The sequence below is a fragment of the Marinobacter sp. genome (genome assembly GCF_041595835.1).
Taxonomy (GTDB): domain Bacteria; phylum Pseudomonadota; class Gammaproteobacteria; order Pseudomonadales; family Oleiphilaceae; genus Marinobacter.
The window spans coordinates 14,739-35,203 of the sequence record NZ_JBFHJO010000005.1; the positions used below are offsets into that span (position 1 = coordinate 14,739).

The 20,465-nt window shown below is 52.6% G+C and carries 18 protein-coding genes; 15 read left to right on the plus strand and 3 right to left on the minus strand.

The genetic code is table 11. From position 1 onward, the window contains the following. Positions 1-2 precede the first annotated feature (2 nt). Positions 3-2,936, minus strand: coding sequence for a ribonuclease E (rne, locus tag ABYA77_RS03460; RefSeq protein ID WP_372964551.1), 2,934 nt, complete (start codon positions 2,934-2,936; stop codon positions 3-5). Positions 2,937-3,543: 607 nt separating this feature from the next. On the opposite strand from rne, the gene rluC reads away from it, so the two are divergent. The 3 genes from rluC to ABYA77_RS03475 are packed head-to-tail and all read left to right on the plus strand — an operon-like array spanning position 3,544 to position 6,284. Then, complete coding sequence (gene rluC, locus ABYA77_RS03465) at positions 3,544-4,605, plus strand: 23S rRNA pseudouridine(955/2504/2580) synthase RluC (RefSeq protein ID WP_372964552.1); 1,062 nt, start codon at positions 3,544-3,546, stop codon at positions 4,603-4,605. Then, positions 4,602-5,249, plus strand: a complete 648-nt coding sequence (locus ABYA77_RS03470; RefSeq protein ID WP_372964553.1) for an HAD-IA family hydrolase — start codon at positions 4,602-4,604, stop codon at positions 5,247-5,249. The genes rluC and ABYA77_RS03470 overlap by 4 nt, the downstream gene beginning before the upstream one ends. Positions 5,250-5,288: 39 nt before the next feature. Next, a complete protein-coding gene (locus ABYA77_RS03475) occupies positions 5,289-6,284 on the plus strand; it encodes a S49 family peptidase (RefSeq protein WP_372964554.1) in 996 nt (331 codons plus the stop codon). A 1-nt stretch (position 6,285) separates the two neighbouring features. Here the strand turns inward: ABYA77_RS03475 and ABYA77_RS03480 are convergent, their stop codons facing one another. Beyond that, positions 6,286-6,879 carry a nucleoside triphosphate pyrophosphatase gene (locus ABYA77_RS03480; RefSeq protein WP_372964555.1) on the minus strand — a complete coding sequence of 198 codons (594 nt, stop codon included), beginning with the start codon at positions 6,877-6,879 and terminating at the stop codon, positions 6,286-6,288. Between the two features lie 138 nt (positions 6,880-7,017). On the opposite strand from ABYA77_RS03480, the gene ABYA77_RS03485 reads away from it, so the two are divergent. The 12 genes from ABYA77_RS03485 (at position 7,018) to putP (ending at position 17,498) form a co-directional block, all read left to right on the plus strand. Continuing rightward, a complete protein-coding gene (locus ABYA77_RS03485) occupies positions 7,018-7,575 on the plus strand; it encodes a YceD family protein (protein ID WP_372964556.1) in 558 nt (185 codons plus the stop codon). Between the two features lie 30 nt (positions 7,576-7,605). Continuing rightward, positions 7,606-7,785 (plus strand): 50S ribosomal protein L32, encoded by a 180-nt coding sequence (gene rpmF / locus ABYA77_RS03490; RefSeq protein ID WP_114333439.1) that lies wholly within the window; start codon positions 7,606-7,608, stop codon positions 7,783-7,785. Between the two features lie 44 nt (positions 7,786-7,829). Then, the gene (gene plsX, locus ABYA77_RS03495; protein WP_372964557.1) at positions 7,830-8,834 is read left to right on the plus strand and encodes a phosphate acyltransferase PlsX; all 1,005 of its coding nucleotides are present in this window, start codon (positions 7,830-7,832) and stop codon (positions 8,832-8,834) included. 122 nt (positions 8,835-8,956) lie between these two features. Continuing rightward, positions 8,957-9,895 carry an ACP S-malonyltransferase gene (gene fabD / locus ABYA77_RS03500; protein WP_372964558.1) on the plus strand — a complete coding sequence of 313 codons (939 nt, stop codon included), beginning with the start codon at positions 8,957-8,959 and terminating at the stop codon, positions 9,893-9,895. 15 nt (positions 9,896-9,910) lie between these two features. Beyond that, positions 9,911-10,654: a 3-oxoacyl-ACP reductase FabG gene (fabG, locus tag ABYA77_RS03505; RefSeq protein ID WP_372964559.1), complete on the plus strand. Its 744-nt coding sequence runs from the start codon at positions 9,911-9,913 to the stop codon at positions 10,652-10,654. Between the two features lie 133 nt (positions 10,655-10,787). Continuing rightward, positions 10,788-11,021, plus strand: coding sequence for an acyl carrier protein (acpP, locus tag ABYA77_RS03510; protein WP_114333443.1), 234 nt, complete (start codon positions 10,788-10,790; stop codon positions 11,019-11,021). Between the two features lie 125 nt (positions 11,022-11,146). Then, positions 11,147-12,394: a beta-ketoacyl-ACP synthase II gene (gene fabF / locus ABYA77_RS03515; RefSeq protein ID WP_372964560.1), complete on the plus strand. Its 1,248-nt coding sequence runs from the start codon at positions 11,147-11,149 to the stop codon at positions 12,392-12,394. 7 nt (positions 12,395-12,401) lie between these two features. Beyond that, positions 12,402-13,220 carry an aminodeoxychorismate lyase gene (gene pabC / locus ABYA77_RS03520; protein ID WP_372964561.1) on the plus strand — a complete coding sequence of 273 codons (819 nt, stop codon included), beginning with the start codon at positions 12,402-12,404 and terminating at the stop codon, positions 13,218-13,220. After that, positions 13,220-14,290 (plus strand): endolytic transglycosylase MltG, encoded by a 1,071-nt coding sequence (gene mltG, locus ABYA77_RS03525; RefSeq protein WP_372964562.1) that lies wholly within the window; start codon positions 13,220-13,222, stop codon positions 14,288-14,290. Before pabC ends, mltG begins: the two co-directional genes overlap by 1 nt. Beyond that, the gene (tmk, locus tag ABYA77_RS03530) at positions 14,290-14,934 is read left to right on the plus strand and encodes a dTMP kinase (protein WP_372964563.1); all 645 of its coding nucleotides are present in this window, start codon (positions 14,290-14,292) and stop codon (positions 14,932-14,934) included. The genes mltG and tmk overlap by 1 nt, the downstream gene beginning before the upstream one ends. Beyond that, complete coding sequence (locus ABYA77_RS03535; protein WP_372964564.1) at positions 14,927-15,706, plus strand: AraC family transcriptional regulator; 780 nt, start codon at positions 14,927-14,929, stop codon at positions 15,704-15,706. The genes tmk and ABYA77_RS03535 overlap by 8 nt, the downstream gene beginning before the upstream one ends. 301 nt (positions 15,707-16,007) lie before the next feature. Beyond that, positions 16,008-17,498, plus strand: coding sequence for a sodium/proline symporter PutP (gene putP, locus ABYA77_RS03540; protein ID WP_372964565.1), 1,491 nt, complete (start codon positions 16,008-16,010; stop codon positions 17,496-17,498). Positions 17,499-17,686: 188 nt separating this feature from the next. Here putP and ABYA77_RS03545 read toward each other — a convergent pair whose 3' ends face one another. Beyond that, a complete protein-coding gene (locus ABYA77_RS03545) occupies positions 17,687-20,281 on the minus strand; it encodes a bifunctional aconitate hydratase 2/2-methylisocitrate dehydratase (RefSeq protein ID WP_372964637.1) in 2,595 nt (864 codons plus the stop codon). Between the last annotated feature and the right edge of the window lie 184 nt (positions 20,282-20,465).

Sequence of the window (20,465 nt, forward strand, 5' to 3'; positions counted from 1 at the left end):
AATTAATTACCCTCAGCCTTTTTGGCTTGCTCGGCCGCACGCTGGCGCTTGCGGACTTCTCTTGGATCATTGTAAGCACGGCCCGGAGTAACCGGAATGTCAGCAGCGTTGCTGCTAGCGGCTGGGGCCGGTTCAGGCCTGGCCTCGGCTTCGGGTTTTGCTGGCTGCTCTGGCTTGGTTTCCGCTTCGCTGGGAGCTTTTGGCTTGTCTGAAGCCTGCGCCTTGGGTTTTTCAGGCTGGGCTTCGTTGACGCTAGAGGCAGGAGTTGCTGGAGGGATTTCCTCTGCTTTCTGCACTACTTCTGGCTTTTCTGTGACTGAAGCCTTGCTTTCAGAAGCCGGATCATTGGTTTTGACTGGCTCAGCAGGTTGTGCCGTTTGCTCAGCCTTGTCTTCCTTAGCTACCTGGACCTTGCGCTGTCGTGCTGCGGGCTTGCGCTTTTCTGGCTTGCTCTCTTCAGCTTTAGGCTCCGGTTTGCTGTCAGCCCTTTCGGTCTCTGCTTCGTTGGATTTAGCCTCTGGAGCCTCTTCTTTGGCTGCAACTTCCTGATTTTTAGTGACTGGCGCTGACTCTGCAGGCTTTTCAGCCGGTTTTTGCTGGGCAGCAGTTTCTTTAATCTGTGTAGTTGCTTCAGCCGGAGCTTGTGGCGCAGAAGTGGCCTGGGTCTCAGTGACCTTCTCTGGCTGGGTATCCTTCTGATGCTTTTCGCTGCGCTCAGCTTTACGCTCCGCAGGATTAGACGCAGGTGCTTCAGCCGGGGAACCATCACGGTTGCGTGGGCGACGCGGCTTACGACGTTTGTCGTCGGCAGGCTTGTCATTAGCTGGAGCTTTCTGGATATCCTGAGGCTCGCGTGTGTCTTTTCGATCTTTCAGGTCTTTGTTGTCGCGTTGAGGGCGGTTACGGCCCTGGTTGCGAGACTGACCTTCTTTGCGAGTGTCACGACGGTTATCCGAGCCTTTGTTGTCAGCAGTTTTTTCCTGCTGGTTCTGGCGGCTTTGAGTGCCACGGCTCTGCTCGTCGTTCCTGTTGGTGCGAGCGCGATTACGAGTGTCGTCGTTACGGTTGTTCTGGCGACGCTCATTGTTGCTGCGGTTGTTTCCTGTCCGCTGATCATCCCGGGCTACCCTTGATTTACGGCGGTCCTGACGATCCTGGCGTGGCTGAGGGCGACGGTTTTTGTCGCGGTCGGTGCGGGTTTTGTCGTTGCTCTTCGCTTCTTCGGTTTCACCGCTGAAGAAATTTGCAATTTTCTTGCATAGCTTGCGGAACGAGCCTTCCTCAGTTTCTACCGCTGAAGCTTGTGCAGCAACGGGCGCTGGCGCAGAAGGGCGAACGGCCTTGACTGCAGCTTGCTCGCGTACAGGCTTCTCGGCAGTGGTTACTTCAGTAACAGATTCTTCTTCACGCGAATTATATTCGTGTGCAACCTGGTGGCTGGCTACGTGCTCAGGTGTTGTTTCATCCTGACGCATACGAATGATTTCAAAGTGCGGAGTTTCCATGTTGGGTACCGGGGCTACCACAACAGAGACGCCCTGGCTGGCTTCAATGTCAGCCAGCTGCTTGCGCTTTTCGTTCAGCAGGAAGGTTGCCACAGATACCGGCACAATGGCGCGGACTTCTGAAGTTTTTTCCTTGGACGATTCTTCGTAAATCAGGCGCATGATGCTCAGCGCCAGAGATTCGATGCCGCGGATTGTGCCTTGGCCTTCGCAGCGAGGACAAACTTCGCTGCGGGTTTCGCCTAATGATGGACGCAGGCGCTGACGGGACATTTCCAGCAGGCCGAAGCGAGAGATCTTTCCGACTTGTACGCGGGCACGGTCTATTTCCAGTGCTTCACGCATTTTCTGCTCAACTTCGCGCTGGTGTTTGGCCGGGGTCATGTCGATGAAGTCGATTACAATCAGGCCGCCCATGTCTCGCAGGCGTAGCTGGCGAGCGATTTCTTCAGCAGCTTCAAGGTTGGTCTGAAGTGCTGTTTCTTCAATATCGTGACCTTTGGTAGCACGGGAGGAGTTGATGTCGATAGACACCAGTGCTTCGGTTGGGTCTATGACGATAGATCCACCTGAGGGCAGTTTCACTTCGCGTTGGAAGGCTGTCTCGATCTGGCCTTCGATCTGATAGCGACTGAACAGAGGGATTTCGTCTTTGTACAGTTTGATCTTATTCTCGAAGGTCGGCATAACCGCACGAACAAAGCTGAGCACGTCTTCGTAGACGCTTTCCGAGTCTATCAGTACTTCGCCAATATCCTGCCGGAGGTAGTCACGAACGGCACGGATGATCAGATTGCTTTCCTGGTGGATCAGGAAGGGAGCTTTTCGCTCTCCTGCTGCCTGAGTTATAGCTTCCCAGAACTGGACCAGGTAATCGAGGTCCCACTGCAGTTCTTCCGTGGTGCGGCCAATGCCGGCGGTGCGAACGATGATGCCCATGGATTTAGGGATCTGTACGCCGGTCATGGCTTCTTTGAGCTGGGCGCGCTCTTCACCTTCGATGCGGCGCGAAATGCCGCCGGCACGAGGGTTGTTGGGCATGAGTACCAGATAGCGGCCTGCCAGCGAAATGAACGTGGTCAGGGCTGCCCCTTTGTTTCCGCGCTCTTCTTTATCGACCTGTACGATGACTTCCTGACCTTCGGTCAGCACATCTTTAATATTGATTTTGCCTTCGATCTGGCCTGGCGATTTTTTGAAATATTCTTTGGAGATTTCTTTCAGGGGAAGGAAGCCGTGGCGATCTGCCCCGAAATCAATGAAAGCAGCTTCAAGGCTGGGTTCAACGCGGGTGATTCTGCCTTTGTATATGTTGGCTTTCTTCTGTTCACGGGTGCTGGATTCAATATCCAGATCAAATAATCTTTGGCCGTCTACCAGCGCTACGCGCAACTCTTCAGGATGAGTTGCATTGATCAGCATTCTTTTCATGGAAAAAGTGAGTTCCTGTCGTTTGTTAGTGACAGGAAACCAGGGACGTTCGCATCAGCGAAACAGGATGTGCGTGCCGCGGGCCCTGAAGTAGCAGGGCGGGCCGGCGGCCAGACGAGTCATACCTTTATGGGGTTTGGCCCTGTATGTCTGAGACCACCGCCGACTCTTCGCCTGCCTGTAAGCAGGGTCAGATCGAATAGGGTGAGTGTCTGTTGACGCATAATATCCGTTTTCAGGTTCACACAAACTCCTGGGTCTCACGTCGTATTGGTTAGCTGACGGCCCGGTTATGCGTGGCAGTGATTCTTCGCGATGTTTTCGTCCGACGGTTCCCCAGTCGGTTTTTCTTCTCCCGGGCGGGGTGCAGCCTCTCTGGGTCTGCCCTGTAGGCCGGGAGTTTGTCTCACGCCGTGCCCGGTAGTGATTGGGCTTTTGGCGTTCAATCTATTAATCAGTGTCGGTATACTGCTGCCGCTCCGGCTTCTGAACAGAATTCTTCAGGCCGTAGACAAACGGCAGAGCACGTCGGAATATAACAGTAATGCAGTAGCTGTACAATCCTGTTCCCCCCTATGCGCCCGGTGCAAACTGGTAAAGGTTATCCATGTCTCAAAATTCCGCTTCCCGAAAGTCGCCGAACAAAATGAACTCAAAGCGTCAGTCTGGAGAGGCTGCCCGGCCTGATTCTGCCGCTAAATCGCCCGGAGTGGTTCAAAAAGGCGTTCAGCTGGTTGAGGTTGATGATGATATGGCTGGGCAGCGGGTAGATAACTTTCTGCTGGCCAGGCTGAGGGGGGTGCCTAAAAGTATTGTTTACCGGATTGTTCGCAAGGGAGAGGTGCGGGTAAATAAAGGCCGGGTTAAGCCGGATACTCGATTGAAGGCGGGTGATGTGGTTCGTATACCGCCGGTAGTTCAGCAGGCAAAACCTGATCAGCCAAAGCCGGGTGATAGGGTTCAGGGGGTGGTTGAGGCGTCTGTGGTATTCGAAAATGCTGAGATGTTAGTGGTGAATAAGCCTTCCGGTATAGCAGTTCATGGTGGCAGCGGGCTGAGCTTTGGTTTGATTGAGGTGCTGCGTGCATCTCGCCCGCAGGCGAAATTCCTTGAGTTGGTTCATCGCTTGGATCGCGATACTTCCGGGCTGGTCATGGTTGCGAAAAAGCGTTCAGCATTGCGTTTTTTACAGGATGATCTGCGGCACAAGCGCATGCGTAAGCGTTATCATGCTCTTGTGATTGGTGCGTGGCCGAAAGACGTTAAGCGTGTGGCCGAGCCTCTGTTGAGGTACGAGATGCCTAATGGCGAGCGCCGGGTTAAGGTAAGCACGGATGGTAAGGAGTCTCTTACTCTTTATCGTTGTCTCCAGAGTTTTGAGGGATACAGTCTTGTAGAAGCGTCTCCGGTGACAGGGCGAACACATCAGATCAGGGTACATAGCGCTTGGGCTGGTCACCCGATTGCCGGGGATGACAAATATATGGATGATGCGAGTCTTAAAGCCTTTAGGGCTATAGGTGGCGAGCGCTTAATGTTGCACGCACGGGCGCTTGAGTTCAGATTGCCGGTTACTGAAGAGGTAATGACGCTGGAAGCTCCGTATGATAAAGCTTTCGGAAAGCTGATCGATCAGCTCACCCAACGTAGTAAAGGTCCGCAGAGATGAATGTAAAAGTAGTGATTTTTGATTGGGACGGAACGCTGATCGATTCTGTTGAACATATCGCTGAAAGCCTGCATCAGGCGGCTACCGAGCTTGGTTATCCTGACCTTGAGCGAAAGGCCTACCGGAATATTATTGGGCTTGGCATGGTTGAGGCGTTACAGAAATTGTATCCGGATTTGAGTCTGGACGAGATTGCTCGTATTCGGGAGGGGTATTCAGGGTATTTTTTTCAGAAAGTCACCACGCCTCAGAATGTGTTTGATGGGATGGCTGAGGTGGTGGCCGATATTTGCCAGTCGGGCAGGGGTTGCTCGGTTGCTACCGGTAAAAGTCGGCGAGGGCTTGCGCAAGCGCTGACAACAAGTGGCCTGGGGCATCATTTTGATATTACTCGTTGTGCAGACGAAACCCGTTCCAAGCCAGACCCCTTGATGCTTGAAGAGATACTTGAGTTTTACGGTTATCAACCTGAAGACGCGGTGATGATCGGAGATACCCATTACGATCTGGATATGGCGCGAAGAATTGGTATGCCGGCGATAGGTGTCGAATGGGGGGCTCATGACAGAGAGGTTTTGCAGTCGTGCGATCCTTGTGCCGTTGTGAACACTGTGGGTGATTTGCGTCGGGTGCTCGGGCTTTGAGTTGATTTTATTGGGTTTTGATTTTTTAAGGATGATTAGATGAATGATTCGGAATCTGGTAAGCGTGGAATTTTTGGCAAGAAAGATCCGGCTATGCCACCTGAGTCGAGTCGCGACTGGAGACTGATCGAAAAGCTGGTGATGTCATTGCAGTCTGAGCAACGACGAAGCCGGCGATGGGGTATTTTTTTCAAGGTCCTCACCTTCGGCTATTTGTTTGCTCTGCTTTTTGTGATTCGGTCGCCGATAGATGGTGTGGATACGGTTACCGGTCAGCACACAGCTTTGGTGGAATTGAATGGGCCGATATCGGCTGAAGAGTTGGCGAGTGCAGATAATCTTGTGAGCTCTTTGCGTGCGGCGTTTGAGGCTGAAGATTCGAAAGCTGTTGTGCTGAGAATCAATAGCCCGGGAGGTAGCCCTGTTCAGTCTGGTTATGTGTATGACGAGATCCGGCGTTTGCGGCAGGAGTATCCAGGCAAAAAAATCTATGCAGTAATTTCTGATGTTGGCGCCTCCGGTGCATATTACATTGCGGCGGCAGCTGACGAAATTTACGCGAATCGCGCCAGCTTGGTGGGGTCCATTGGCGTTGTGGCAGGAGGTTTCGGGTTTACTGAGTTGATGGAAAAGCTGGGCGTGGAGCGGCGCTTATATACCGCTGGCGATAACAAGGCGTTTCTTGATCCGTTCACTCCGGAGAGGGATGAAGAGGTCGATTTCTGGCAAAGCGTTCTCGAGAATACTCATGAGCAGTTTATTGCCGCTGTAAAAGCCGGGCGCGGAGATCGTCTGGCTGATGATGAGCGTTTGTTTAGTGGTCTGGTATGGAGTGGTGAGCAAGCTTTGGAATTGGGCTTGATTGACGGGTTGGGTAGTGCCTCCTGGGTTGCCCGAGAGTTGGTTGGCGAAGAAGAATTGGTTGATTACAGTAGGGGGCTCTCTCCGTTTCAGAAGTTCGTAGAACAGTTGGGCGTGTCTTTTGGAGAAGGGGTGGCAACACGCCTGCTGGATGCTCGCATGGAGTTGCGTTGACTCAGGGGGCGAGAAGTGGGTTGAGGCCTGCTTCTCGCAATATATTCGTAAGAGCGATGAGTGGCAGGCCAATAAGGCTGTTTGGGTCTCTTCCTTCCAGTTTTCTGAAGAGTGTGATGCCGAGACCCTCCATCTTGAAGCTTCCGGCACAGTCGTAAGGCTGCTCCTTCTTTAGATAACCCTCAATCTCTTCTGCCGATAGTATTCGGAAATGAACATTGAACTGTTCGCAGTGTGTTCTCAGTTTGCTGTTTTTTGTGTCGAGCACAGCAAGTCCTGTTAGAAATTGAACGCTCTGGCCGCTGCTGCGAGCAAGTTGGTCGGACGCTTGTGCGTGACTGCCCGGCTTGTTCAGTAGTGTGCCATCAGGAAGGGTTGCTACCTGGTCTGAGCCAATGATTAAAGTGTTCGGGTTTTGTCTGGCCAGAGCTTCTGCCTTTTGAGTGGCTAGCCGAACCGCAAGCTCGTTGGCGGGCTCTCCTGGTCGTGGGGATTCGTCAATGTCCGGGCTGGCGCAATTAAATGGCAGTCTTAGTCGCTCCAGCAGTTGCTTGCGATAGGGTGATGATGAGGCAAGTAGGAGTGTTCGGTTCATGGTAGCCTGATATTGACGCGGTTCGTTGAGTGAGTTGGCCTTGTTATCGTAGAATACCCCTATGTAAACGGGAAGGCTTGCCATAAAAGCGATTAAGTCTTTGACAGCAGGCGGTCTCCTCCCTAAAATTGCGCGCCTATGTCTAAAGCGCCGAACGCCGAACTTCCAAAATCTGTTGACCCTATCCGGTTGGCAGAGCACAAAGTGACACTTGAGGGGGTAATACCGCTCAAGGGTCTCGCTCGTTTTGGAGAAGCGGTAGGCGGTTCGCAGGATGGCAGCGAATGTCGCGTGAAGCTTTCCTTCTATCAGGATAGTGAGCGCCGAAGGGTTGTGTCGGGTGAGTTGTCTGCACCAGTCACGCTTGTATGTCAGCGTTGTATGAATGATATGCAGGTTACGCTGACGTCTGGCTTTGATTTGGGTTTGGTCATGAATGATGAGCAGGCTCAACGGTTACCAAAGACATTGGAGCCGTTCCTTTTTGAGGATTTCACGGCGGACTTGTGGGCAATGGTGGAAGATGAATTGCTTCTGGTATTGCCTCCGTTCCCGCTTCATGAAAGGGACGAGTGCCCGGCGAAAGAAGACCTTGAGGCACTGGAGGCGTCAAACGCTCCCAGCGAGCCCGGGGCAAAGAAAAGAGAAGATAATCCGTTCAGCGTGCTGGCGGGTTTCAAGACGACTAAGCACTAACGTTTTCATAAATAGGTCAGGAGCTTAACCATGGCTGTACAGAAGAGTCGCAAGACCCGTTCCAAGCGTGGCATGCGCCGTTCACACGACGCACTGCCAACTTCCGCGCTGTCTACCGACGCAACAACCGGCGAAGTTCATCGTCGCCACCACGTGTCTCCGGATGGTTTCTATCGCGGCAAGCAGGTCGTTGAAGCGCGCGACGAGTAATACTCGCCGCGACAATCTTCTGACCTGTGCCGTATGGACGAAAGGTGAGTAAATCCATCACCATTGCCATCGATGCCATGAGCGGTGATCGTGGTGCCGAGGTGGTTGTCCATGCTGCGCTGGAAGCAGTGCGTGAAAACGAGGCCTTAAGTCTTGTTCTGGTAGGTATCCGGAGCGAGCTTGAGGCCTTGTTGCGTGGTGGGCATCCGCGAATCCGCATCGTGGAGGCTGCAGATGTGGTGCGCATGAATGAGCGACCCTCTCATGCGCTGCGCCACAAAAAGAATTCCTCAATGGCCATTGCTCTTGGCCTGGTTCGTGATGGCGAGGCTCAGGGCTGCGTCAGCGCTGGAAATACGGGTGCCCTGATGGCTTTTGGACGGTCTCTTATCCGGATGTATCCGGGTATTGAGCGCCCCGCTATTGCTAAACTTATTCCTTCCCTTCGTGGTCATTGCCATGTTCTGGATCTCGGCGCTAACGTCGATTCCAGTGCTGAAAACCTGTATCAGTATGCTTTGATGGGCTCTCTGATGGCGTCTGCCATTTGTGGGTTATCTGAGCCTCGTGTTGCACTGCTTAATGTGGGTGAAGAGGAAATTAAAGGTAACGAACAGGTACGCCTTGCCTCTCATATGCTCGCGCAATGCGAAACTCTGAACTACATAGGTTATGTCGAGGGTAGCGATCTTTTTGGGAATGTGGCCGATGTTGTAGTCTGCGATGGGTTTGTCGGTAATATCGCGCTTAAGACAGGCGAGGGTGTTGCAGGCTTGCTCATAGAGTTATTGGAGCAGGCATTTGCCCGCTCTCTGTATGGTCGCTTTGTTGGTTTTCTCGCAAAACCTATAATGAGACGACTGATGCAGCTTATGGATCCTTCCCGGCATAATGGTGCTAGCTTGTTAGGGCTTCAGGGTGTGGTTATCAAAAGTCATGGCAATGCGAATGAGCGGGCGATTCTTGCCGCCATCAGGCAAGCCGTTCGAGAGGTGACGCATGAAGTGCCCCGGAGAATTAATGAGCGACTGGATGACTTGATGCTATAAGGCGTTCATGGCGTGTTGAGACTAAAGTTGGTCCGCATTAGCACCCTTTATTATGGATAATTGGTCTGGCTTGTACTATTGGCTAATCTCCACCAATCCCCAATGACGATAAGATTCCCCCTATGAAATCAGCGTTTATTTTCCCCGGACAAGGTTCTCAATCGGTTGGCATGTTATCCGATGCTGCTGAAGCATGGCCGATGATCGCTGAGACCTTTAGTGATGCTTCGAATGTTCTTGGTTATGACCTCTGGCACTTATGCCAGAACGGTCCTGTGGAAGAACTGAATCAGACAATGGTTACTCAGCCAGCCCTTCTGACAGCCAGTGTGGCTTTGTGGCGACAGTGGTTGGTAGCTGGCGGGCCTCAGCCTGACTTTGTAGCCGGGCATAGCCTGGGTGAGTACAGTGCCTTGGTGGCCGCTGAAAGTCTGGATTTCATTGAAGCTGTGAAACTGGTCCAGCTTCGTGGCGAACTCATGCAGGGTGCGGTGCCTGCTGGTGAAGGCAAAATGGCGGCCATTCTGGGCCTGGATGATGCCGACGTAGTTGCTGCTTGTGATGAGGCTGCGCAGGGCGAAGTTGTGTCGGCAGTGAACTTCAATGCTCCGGGGCAGGTAGTGATTGCGGGTTCCCTGGCGGCAGTCGAGCGAGCTATCGAAGCCTGTAAGGCTCGAGGGGCTCGTAAGGCAATGCCGTTGCCGGTCAGTGTCCCCTCCCATTGTGCTTTAATGAAAGGGGCCGCAGAGCAATTGGCAGAAGCATTGGAAGATGTTCGTTTTAACGATGCGGTCATACCCGTCGTTCAGAATGTCGATGCGGCCGTTTCGAAAGATGCGAAAACGCTCAAGGCAAACTTGCTGAAGCAATTGTATTCTCCCGTGCTGTGGACTGATTCTATTCGTACACTGACTGGAGAAGGCGTTGGCGTAGCGGTTGAGTGTGGGGCAGGCAAAGTGTTAGCCGGGCTGATCAAGCGCATTGATCGCGGCTTGTCGGTTCACAGTATTGACGGTCCCGATTCTCTGGCTGGCGCAGTTGAAGCGTTTGGCCAGTCCTGATAAACGGAGTTGTATATGTCTTTGCAAGGCAAAGTAGCGCTGGTAACCGGGGCAACCCGTGGTATTGGCAAGGCTATCGCTCATGAATTAGCCCGGTTGGGCGCCGAAGTCGTCGGTACCGCAACCAGTCCAGAGGGTGCAGAATCCATTTCCGAGGGCCTGAAAGCTGCTGGTTATAATGGCTACGGCATAGTTATGAATGTGGCCGAGCCGGAAAGCATTGATGCCGGATTGAAGCAGATTGCTGAAAAATCCGGTGCTCCACTGATTCTGGTCAATAACGCGGGTATCACTCGTGATAATTTGCTGATGCGCCTTAAAGATGAAGATTGGACAGATGTTTTGGAAACTAACCTGTCTAGCGTTTATCGCACAAGCAAGGCTTTGCTGCGAGGCATGGCCAAGGCGCGTTGGGGTAGAATTATTAATGTGAGTTCAGTGGTTGCCAGCATGGGAAACCCCGGGCAAGGCAACTATTGTGCAGCTAAGGCGGGCGTAGAAGGTTTTACGCGTAGCCTGGCTAAAGAAATGTCGAACCGGGGGATTACGGCCAATTGTGTTGCGCCCGGTTTTATTGATACTGACATGACTAAAAAACTGGACGAAAAGCAGCGTGACGCTATGCTGGAAATAATCCCGGCAGGGCGCTTGGGTAAGCCAGGTGAGGTTGCCTCTGTTGTGGCCTTCCTTGCATCCGAGGGCGCGGCTTACGTTACTGGAGAAACCATTCATGTGAACGGCGGCATGTACATGGGGTGAGCCCACTGCTGGGCTGTAATGCAACCCCTTGTCGCACAACATGTTTGACTGATTCCCTGCTTGTTTGCAGGTAGGGTTTAAACTAAACTGGCAATTATTGAGTTGCTTGGTTGACACTTAAAGTGAGGACATTATGAGTACAGTTGAAGAGCGCGTTAAGAAGATTGTATGCGAACAGTTGGGCGTTAAAGAGTCCGAAGTTCAAAACACATCTTCTTTTGTTGAGGATCTTGGCGCTGACTCACTGGACACTGTTGAGCTGGTTATGGCCCTTGAAGAGGAATTTGAAACTGAAATTCCTGATGAAGAAGCCGAAAAGCTGGGCACTGTTCAGAACGCAATCGATTATATCGTTGCGCACACCTGATACTCTGCTGATCAGATAGCCAGGCGAAAGCCGTCCTTTTTGAACATTGAAGGACGGCTTTTTTATTGGCTGAATGATAGCAAAGTTGGTGCAAATTTATTCGGATCGATCAGGTGGGTGATGTTATGAGTAAACGACGGGTTGTTATCACCGGCATGGGCATGCTTTCTCCGGTGGGAAATGATGTTGCATCTTCGTGGGCTTCAGTCTGTGCCGGGCGCAGTGGTATTGGACCGATTGATCGCTTTGACACGACTGCTTACAGCACTCGTATTGGTGGCGCCGTCAAAAATCTCGATATCGAACCTTGGTTGTCCGGCAAAGAGGCCCGGAAACTGGATGCTTTTATCCATTACGGCTTGATCGCGGCTCAGCAGGCGGTCGATGACAGCGGGTTGGAACAATACGAAAAGCTTGATCGTGAGCGGGTTGGAATTGCCATTGGCTCCGGGATAGGTGGCTTGGAGTATATGGAGAGGAATATTATCCAGATGGATAAGGCCGGCCCCCGAAAAGTCTCTCCGTTTTTTGTTCCGGCGTCTGTGATTAACATGATTTCTGGCAATGCCGCCATTCGTTTTGGCTACAAGGGCCCCAATATTGCTATCGTAACAGCATGTACCACCGGTACTCATAATATTGGTTACGCGGCCAGAACTATCGCCTATGGTGACGCCGATGTGATGCTGGCGGGTGGTTCTGAAATGGCAACAACACGCTCTGCTGTCGCAGCCTTTTCATCCGCTAGGGCACTGTCCACACGCAATGATGATCCGGAAAAAGCCAGTCGCCCTTGGGATAAAGGCCGTGACGGTTTTGTATTGAGTGATGGTGCTGGAGTGGTTGTGTTAGAAGAATTAGAGCACGCCAAAGAGCGAGGCGCGACCATTTATGGTGAGTTGATCGGTTTTGGTATGAGTGATGACGCGCATCATATTACGTCACCCCCAGCCGACGGCAACGGAGCTGCGCGTTCTATGGCCAATGCGATTCGTGATGCGGGTCTTTCGGTGGAGCAAGTGGATTATATTAACGCTCACGGTACATCGACCCAGGTGGGTGATGTCGCTGAAGTGGCGGCGACTAAATCTGTGTTTGGTAAACACGCTGAAACCTTAGCAATGAGCAGTACTAAATCCATGACCGGTCACCTGTTGGGGGCTGCGGGAGCAGTGGAAACCATTTTCTCTGTATTGGCCGTTCGGGACGGTATTCTGCCGCCTACGATCAACCTGGATAATCCCGATGAAGGTTGTGATCTGGACTTTGTGCCTCACAAGAGTCGAAAAGCTGATGTTCGGGTGGCTCTGTCTAACTCGTTCGGTTTTGGCGGTACCAATGGTACGCTGATCGTAAGCCGATACGAGGGCTGAACCTGCTGTGGTAAAGCTTTATTGGGCGGAAGACGGCGGGATTCCGCCCGGTGATCGGGGCCTTGCTTATGGTGACGGTCTGTTTGAGACCATTCGGGTGGATAATGGTCATGCTCCGATGCAGGCTTACCACCTGGACCGGATGACTCAAGACGCAGCACGCCTGGGGATTTCAATTACCCGGGCAGAGTTGACAGCTGTATTTCACCAAGCCCTTCAGCGTTATGCTGAGTCCCATGCCGAAGATTCCCTGGTTTTGAAGCTGACTCTGACTCGGGGTGCCGGTGGCCGTGGGTATCGGCCTGCACCGGGGGTACAGCCAAATATTCTGGTGTCATACTCGTCATTACCACCTTTACCGGATTGTCGTGGTGTTAAAGTCGATTTCTCTCGAGTTCCCCTAACCATAAATCCTTTACTTGCGGGCATTAAGTCTCTGAATAGACTGGAGCAGGTCATGGCTGCTCTTGAACTGCAGGGTGATGTGTTTGAGGTGCTGATGGCGAATGCATCCGGGCATATTGTGGAAGGTACACGGACTAACCTTTTCGTGGAAACCTCCAATGGTTGGCTGACACCTGCAGCCGGCTCAGTGGCAGTAGCAGGGGTTATGCGAAGATATGTGTTGGAGCGCCTTCGGGCTGCGGGGGAGCCGGTGAAAGAAGGCCCGGTGTTACCGGAGGATTTGCTTGCTGAGGATTGTCTGGGGGTTTATCTCACAAATAGTGTGCTCGGTGTGGTTCCGGTTCGTAGTTTGGCTGGGCAGGATTTGCCTGTTACGGGTCGCCTTGCGACAATCTGTGGCTATACTCCAACAACGGAATAATGCGTGTGTTCAGAAAATTATTTGTTTTATTTTCTGCCTTGACGGTTCTGGCTGTGGCAGGTCTTGGGTTATGGTCTTGGCAGGGATTGAAATCGCTGCAGCATCCGGTGGCCCTTGATGAACCCGTTTTGTTCAGTGTCCAGCCTGGTACTTCATTCAATGGCCTGGCATACGAACTCGCTCAGGCAGGCTTGATATCTGATGCCCTCTGGTTGCGCCTGTATGGTCGCCTGTATCCGGAGCAGACACGCATCAAAGCCGGTGATTATGAGCTTACGCCGGGTATGACGCCTCTTAATATGGTTGAAATCATGGTGGCGGGCAAAGTTAAGTTATGGTCCGTGCAATTTATAGAAGGCTGGACCTTTTCTGAAATGCGGGCGGCACTGGCCAGGTCTGACCGGCTGAAAAAAATTACGACCGACTGGACAGATAAGCAGGTGATGGAGGCTGTAGGGGCCGCCGATCAGCATCCGGAAGGTTGGTTCTTTCCGGACACCTATATGTTCAGCAGCAACGAGACGGATCTGGATATTCTGAAGCGTGCGTATAGCCGTATGGTGAGCGTGCTTGATGAGGAGTGGGAAGGTCGTGCCAAAGGTTTGCCGTATAAAACGCCCTATGAAGTATTGATTATGGCCTCTATCGTAGAGCGCGAGACTGGTGTGCCTTATGAGCGTCGGCAGGTGGCTGGAGTGTTTGTGCGGCGCCTGCAGAAAGGGATGCGGTTGCAGACAGACCCGACGGTTATATACGGAATGGGCGATCAGTACGATGGCCGGATCCGAACCCGCGATCTGCGTGCCTACACCCCTTATAACACGTATCGTATCGATGGCTTGCCGCCAACACCTATAGCACTTCCGGGCAGGGACTCCGTGCATGCAGCGTTGCATCCCGATGATGGAGATGCTTTGTATTTCGTAGCGCGAGGTGACGGTAGTCACCAGTTTTCACGAACCCTGGCTGAGCATCAGAAGGCTGTGAGAGCGTTCCAGGTGAATCGAAAAGAAGGGTATCGTTCTTATCCTGTACCAGAAGCACAGACTGATAACGGCGGAGAAGAGTGATGGTTGCCAGAGGTCGCTTCATTACCTTTGAAGGCACTGAGGGTGTGGGTAAGTCTACACAGATGAATGTTGCTGCGGATACGCTCACATCGCTTGGTATAGACTTCATCGTGACTCGGGAGCCGGGCGGAACGCCTATGGCCGAGACTATTCGTGAAGTGTTGCTGGCGCCTCGCGAAGAGCCCGTGCATGAAATGACCGAATTGCTTTTGATGTTTGCTGCCCGGGCTCAGCATCTGCACACGAGAATTTTACCTGCGTTGGCAGCCGGGAAATGGGTGCTATGTGACCGTTTTACCGACGCCACTTTTGCCTATCAGGGGGGAGGCCGGGGTGTTGCCAAAGAGCGAATTGCAACTTTGGAAGCGCTGGTACAGGGTGATGTGCGGCCTGATCATGTGGTTCTGTTAGATGCGCCGGTTGAAATCGGTATGGCCCGGGCAAAAAATCGTGGTGACCTGGATCGTTTTGAGCAAGAAACCCTGGAGTTTTTTCAGCGCATTCGCAATAGCTACCTTGAGCGAGCTACGGCGGCTCCGGCTCAATACCATGTCGTAAATGCAGCGTTGCCGCTCGAACAGGTATCTGAAAGTGTTGCCGCTTTAATCGGAGCGCTTGCAGGACGGAAAGCCGCTAATGCTTAATGCAAAGATCGTAAAGCTCCCGGTTAATTCCGAGCAGCACCATCATGAACATCACCAGGTTGTCGTCGGTGTTCGCGGTGCTGCGGAATTGAGCGTGGACGGTGTGGGTTCGTTCCTGGACACCTGGAAGGCTTGCCTTGTACCTACAGAGTTCAGGCACGATTTTTGTGGTGATCAGCAAAATCATGTACTGGTCATTAATCTTGATCCCTTCAGCCCTGTTCTTGATTCACCTGCGCATCGTGATTACGAACGGATGGCGCGAATGTTTGAAAAGCCATGCACTATTCAGATGGATCACCGTTTGCAAGGGCTGGCTCAGTTTGCTGCTGGGGAGTTTGACCGCGCCCCGCAGAATGAACCATTACATCGACATCTGGCTGCAAGTATTCTCTACAGCATGGCCGATCGGATTGTCGACACAAATACTACGAAAACGAGCCGTCACACCGTCAGCCCTGATGCTGCCCGCCGTTATATTCTTAGCAATCTGCACCGAAAAATTACGGTGAAGGATCTTGCCGGAGAAGCCTGTTTGAGTGTCAGTCGGTTTCACGAGGTTTTCCGGGAAGTCACAGGTATCACTCCTCATCAGTTCCTGCTACAGACCCGCCTGGATCAGGCCGCCAGTTTGCTGGCTTCAAGCCAGCTTTCAGTTTCTGAAATCAGTTACCGAACTGGCTTCTCATCTCAAAGTGCTTTAACCAACGCCCTTCGGAAATATAAAGGTACGACGCCCTCCAGGCTGCAAATTGGCAAACATGTAGCCTGATTTCTCCTCGAATGTGCAGTAAAGGAGGATTCCGTAAAAAAATCGTAGGATTTTGTAAGCAGGGAGTGGGTAGTAATACTACCTTGTGTCGCTTATAGCACCGAATTGCTGATTTGTTATTGATTTCAGTCGCAAAAAGCTGAAGGTTAACTATATTGAGGGTGTGTCAGTGCGAGGAGAGCCTCGCTCCAATCAGGATGGAATTCGGGTAAACAATAATAACAGCGTGGTTTGCTGACATTTTGTCAGGTCTGCGCTCAGCGAGCGGATAAATTCCGACTCATTAAACCGGAGGAGCCTTATGGCTATTGGTGTTTGGATCAGTCTCTTTGCTTACTTCGCGCTCATGATTGCCATTGGCATTTATGCGATGCGAACGTCTACGTCATCGTCTGAAGACTATATGCTAGGTGGGCGATCACTCAGTCCCAAAGTGGCGGCCCTGTCTGCAGGTGCTTCTGATATGAGTGGATGGTTGCTTCTGGGGCTTCCGGGGGCGCTCTATGTGTCCGGGCTGGCTTCAGCCTGGATCGGTATTGGTTTGTTCGTAGGTGCGTTTTTTAACTGGGTGCTGGTCGCACCTCGCCTGCGTGAACAGACGGTGCATTATGGTAACGCGATTACCATTCCTTCCTTCCTCGCTAACCGTTTTCCGACGCAAGCACTGTCTTTGCGCACTGTGTCGGCGATTGTTATCGTTGTTTTCTTTGCGGTCTACACTGCGTCAGGCTTAGTCGCTGGCGGTAAACTGTTTGAAAGTGCTTTCGCTGGAATCTTCAATTTCGGTGGTTTGAGTGACTACGCAGTGGGTATTGTGATTACCCTGGGTGTCGTTCTGGCTTATACCGTTGTAGGCGGCTTCCTGGCGGTGAGCATGACTGACTTTGTGCAAGGCTGCATTATGATGCTGGCGCTGGTTATCATGCCGGCGGTTGTGCTCTTCGGAGAAGGTGGTGGTGGCTACGCTCAGGCGGCGCAGACCCTCAATGAAGTTGATCCTAAACTGTTGTCCTGGACAGATGGCCTGACCTTCATTGGCTGGTTGTCAGCTGTGACCTGGGGGCTGGGTTACTTTGGTCAGCCACACATTATTGTCCGTTTTATGGCGATTCGTTCCCTGAAAGACGTACCGACAGCACGGAATATCGGTATGGGCTGGATGGCAATCTCCCTGATTGGTGCGGTTTCTCTGGGTATCTTCGGTCGTGCTTACGCTGTACGTAACGGTATGGAGATCGCAGACCCGGAGACTATCTTTATCATCCTGTCGGATCTGTTGTTCCACCCGCTGATCACTGGCTTCCTGTATGCGGCGCTTCTGGCTGCGGTTATGAGTACTATCTCGAGTCAGCTTCTGGTGTCTTCGTCTTCTTTGACGGAAGATTTTTACCGTCTGTTCCTGCGTAAAGAAGCAACTGATCGTGAGTGCGTGAACGTAGGTCGTGCGTGTGTTGTGGCTGTTGGTCTGGTTGCAGCGGTTATTGCCTCTGATCCGAATTCTCAGGTTCTGGCTCTTGTCAGTAACGCATGGGCAGGCTTTGGTGCTGCGTTTGGTCCTTTGATCCTGCTTTCATTGATGTGGTCTCGCACCAACGGTGCAGGCGCTATTGCCGGAATGGTTGTGGGCGCAGCCACAGTAATGATCTGGATTTCTCTGGGGTGGAGCGGCAGCTTCATGGGTGGTCCTGGCGTTTACGAGATCATCCCGGGCTTCATTGCAGCCTTCATTGCTATTGTCGTAGTGAGCTTGGTTACAGCGGACTCCGGCGAGTATCAACACATCAACCGGTAATCCGTAATCAGTAACAATTGTATTGCGCTGAGAAATGAAAGGGCTCCTTTGGGGGCCCTTTTTTGTGGGGTTGGGTTGGGGCCTTCCGCAGTGGGGCCGAGTCGCTCAAACGGATTTATCTGACGGCCACAAAAAAACGCCAGCCCGAAGGCTGGCGTTTCATGGAGCTAAACCGAGAAGGTTAGTGCTTAAGCGACTGTCGCTTCAGCTGCCTTCTTGGTGTAGTTTTCCATCTGGTCAAAGTTGAGATACTTGTAGATCTCAGCAGACATGCTGTCCAGATCCTTCGCGTACTCCATGTATTCTTCCGGAGTCGGGAGCTTGCCAAGGATTGCTCCAACCGCCGCCAGTTCCGCAGAGGTCAGGTACACGTTGGCACCATCGCCCAAGCGGTTCGGGAAGTTACGGGTAGAGGTAGACAGCACGGTGGACTTCGCAGCCACACGTGCCTGGTTACCCATGCACAGAGAGCAGCCCGGCATTTCGGTACGAACACCGGCGGTTCCGTAGATGTTGAAGTAACCTTCTTCCATCAGTTGAGCCTGGTCCATCTTGGTTGGCGGCGCCATCCACAGGCGGGTCTTCAGCGGAGCCTTGTTCTGATCCAGCAGTTTACCGGCCGCGCGGAAGTGGCCAATGTTGGTCATGCAAGAACCGATAAAGACTTCGTCTACCTTGTCGCCAGCTACTTCTGACAGGAACTTGGCATCGTCTGGATCGTTCGGGCAGCAAACGATCGGCTCTTTGATGTCGGCCAGATCGATTTCTACAACGTGGGCGTATTCTGCGTCTTTGTCTGCGCGCATCAACTTGGGATTAGCAAGCCAGGCTTCCATTTGCTGAGCACGACGCTCTAGAGTACGTGGGTCGCCGTAACCTTCGGCAATCATCCAGCGCAGCATGGTGATGTTGGAGCGCAGGTACTCGGCTACAGAGTCTTCAGACAGGTTGATGGTGCAACCGGCAGCTGAACGCTCGGCAGATGCGTCAGATAGTTCGAACGCTTGCTCAACGGTCAGGTTCTCAAGGCCTTCGATTTCCAGGATACGACCAGAGAATTCGTTGATTTTGCCTTTCTTCTCAACGGTCAGCATGCCTTGCTTGATGCCGTACAGCGGGATTGCGTGTACCAGATCGCGCAGGGTAATGCCTGGTTGCATTTCGCCTTTGAAACGAACCAGAACAGACTCGGGCATATCCAGTGGCATAACACCGGTAGCCGCAGCAAACGCAACCAGACCAGAGCCCGCTGGGAATGAGATACCCATTGGGAAGCGGGTGTGGGAGTCGCCACCAGTACCAACAGTGTCTGGCAGCAGCATGCGGTTCAGCCAGGAGTGGATGATACCGTCGCCCGGGCGCAGGGATACACCGCCACGGTTGCGGATAAAGTCCGGCATGGTGTGCTGCATTTCAACGTCAACGGGCTTGGGGTAAGCCGCAGTGTGGCAGAATGACTGCATAACCAGGTCGGCCTGGAAGCCCAGACATGCCAGATCTTTCAGTTCGTCACGGGTCATAGGGCCAGTGGTGTCCTGAGAGCCAACGGTGGTCATGTGCGGCTCGCAGTATGTGCCCGGACGAACGCCCTGGCCTTCTTCCAGTCCGCAAGCTTTACCAACCATCTTCTGGGCCAGGGTGAAGCCTTTGTCGCCAGCCTCCGGATCTTCTGGCAGACGGAACAGATCCGTTGCGCCCATGCCCAGCGCATTACGCGCTTTGGCTGTCAGGCCGCGACCAATGATCAGAGGAATACGGCCGCCAGCCTGAACTTCGTCCAGAATAACGTCAGACTTGAACTTGAATTCGGAGATCACTTCGCCGGCTTCGTTCAGGATCTTGCCTTCGTATGGGCGGATTTCGATCACGTCACCCATGTTCATGTTGTCTACAGGTGCTTCGAATACCAGAGCGCCGGCATCTTCCATAGTGTTGAAGAAGATTGGGGCAACTTTATTACCGATACATACACCGCCAGCGCGTTTGTTCGGTACACCTGGGATGTCGTCGCCGAAGAACCACAGGACAGAGTTGGTGGCAGATTTACGGGAAGAGCCGGTACCTACAACGTCACCTACAAATGCAACGGGCAGGCCTTTGGATTTGATTTCTTCGATCTGGCTCATCGGACCAGTTACACCGGGTTCTTCCGGTTTCAGGCCATCGCGTTCCATTTTATAGGCGGCGCGGGCGTGAAGTGGAATATCCGGACGGGACCATGCATCTGGTGCCGGGGACAGGTCGTCAGTGTTGGTTTCGCCAGTGACCTTGAAAACAACCATTTTGGTGCTTTCAGGAACTTTGTCTTTCTTGGTGAACCACTCGGCATTAGCCCAGGACTCAACAACAGACTTGGCGACAGCGTTGCCGGCGTCCATCTTTTCTTTAACGTCGTTGAACGCGTCAAACATCAGCAGAGTGTGTTTTAGTTCTTCACCGGCCAGTTCGGCCAGTTCCGGGTTGTCCAGCAGATCAACCAGGGTAGCGATGTTATAGCCGCCTTGCATCATGCCCAACAGCTGTATGGCTTTCTTGCTGTCGATCAGCGGGGAAGAGGCTTCACCTTTAACAATGGCAGTCAGGAACGCAGCTTTAACATAAGCGGCTTCGTCTACTCCTGGTGGTACACGGTTTTCCAGCAAGTCAACCAGAGTGGCTTCTTCACCGGCAGGTGGGTTTTTCAGCAGTTCGATCAGACCGGCGGTCTGGTCAGCCGTCAGAGCTTTAGGGGGGATACCCAGAGCTGCACGTTCAGCAACGTGTTCACGATAGGCTTCTAACACGATATAGACCCTCATCAGTTGGAATGTTCCTCGCCGTTGGCACGTTGCCTGGCGGGAGTTTTTTGGCGAAAAGGCCGCAGGAGCCTCTGAATAACGCCTAAATTCGCTGATGAAGCGTTCAGGTTTTATTCAGAGACACCTTGATCCGGCGCTGTATTCTATAGGAAAGCCCTTATAAAGTTAA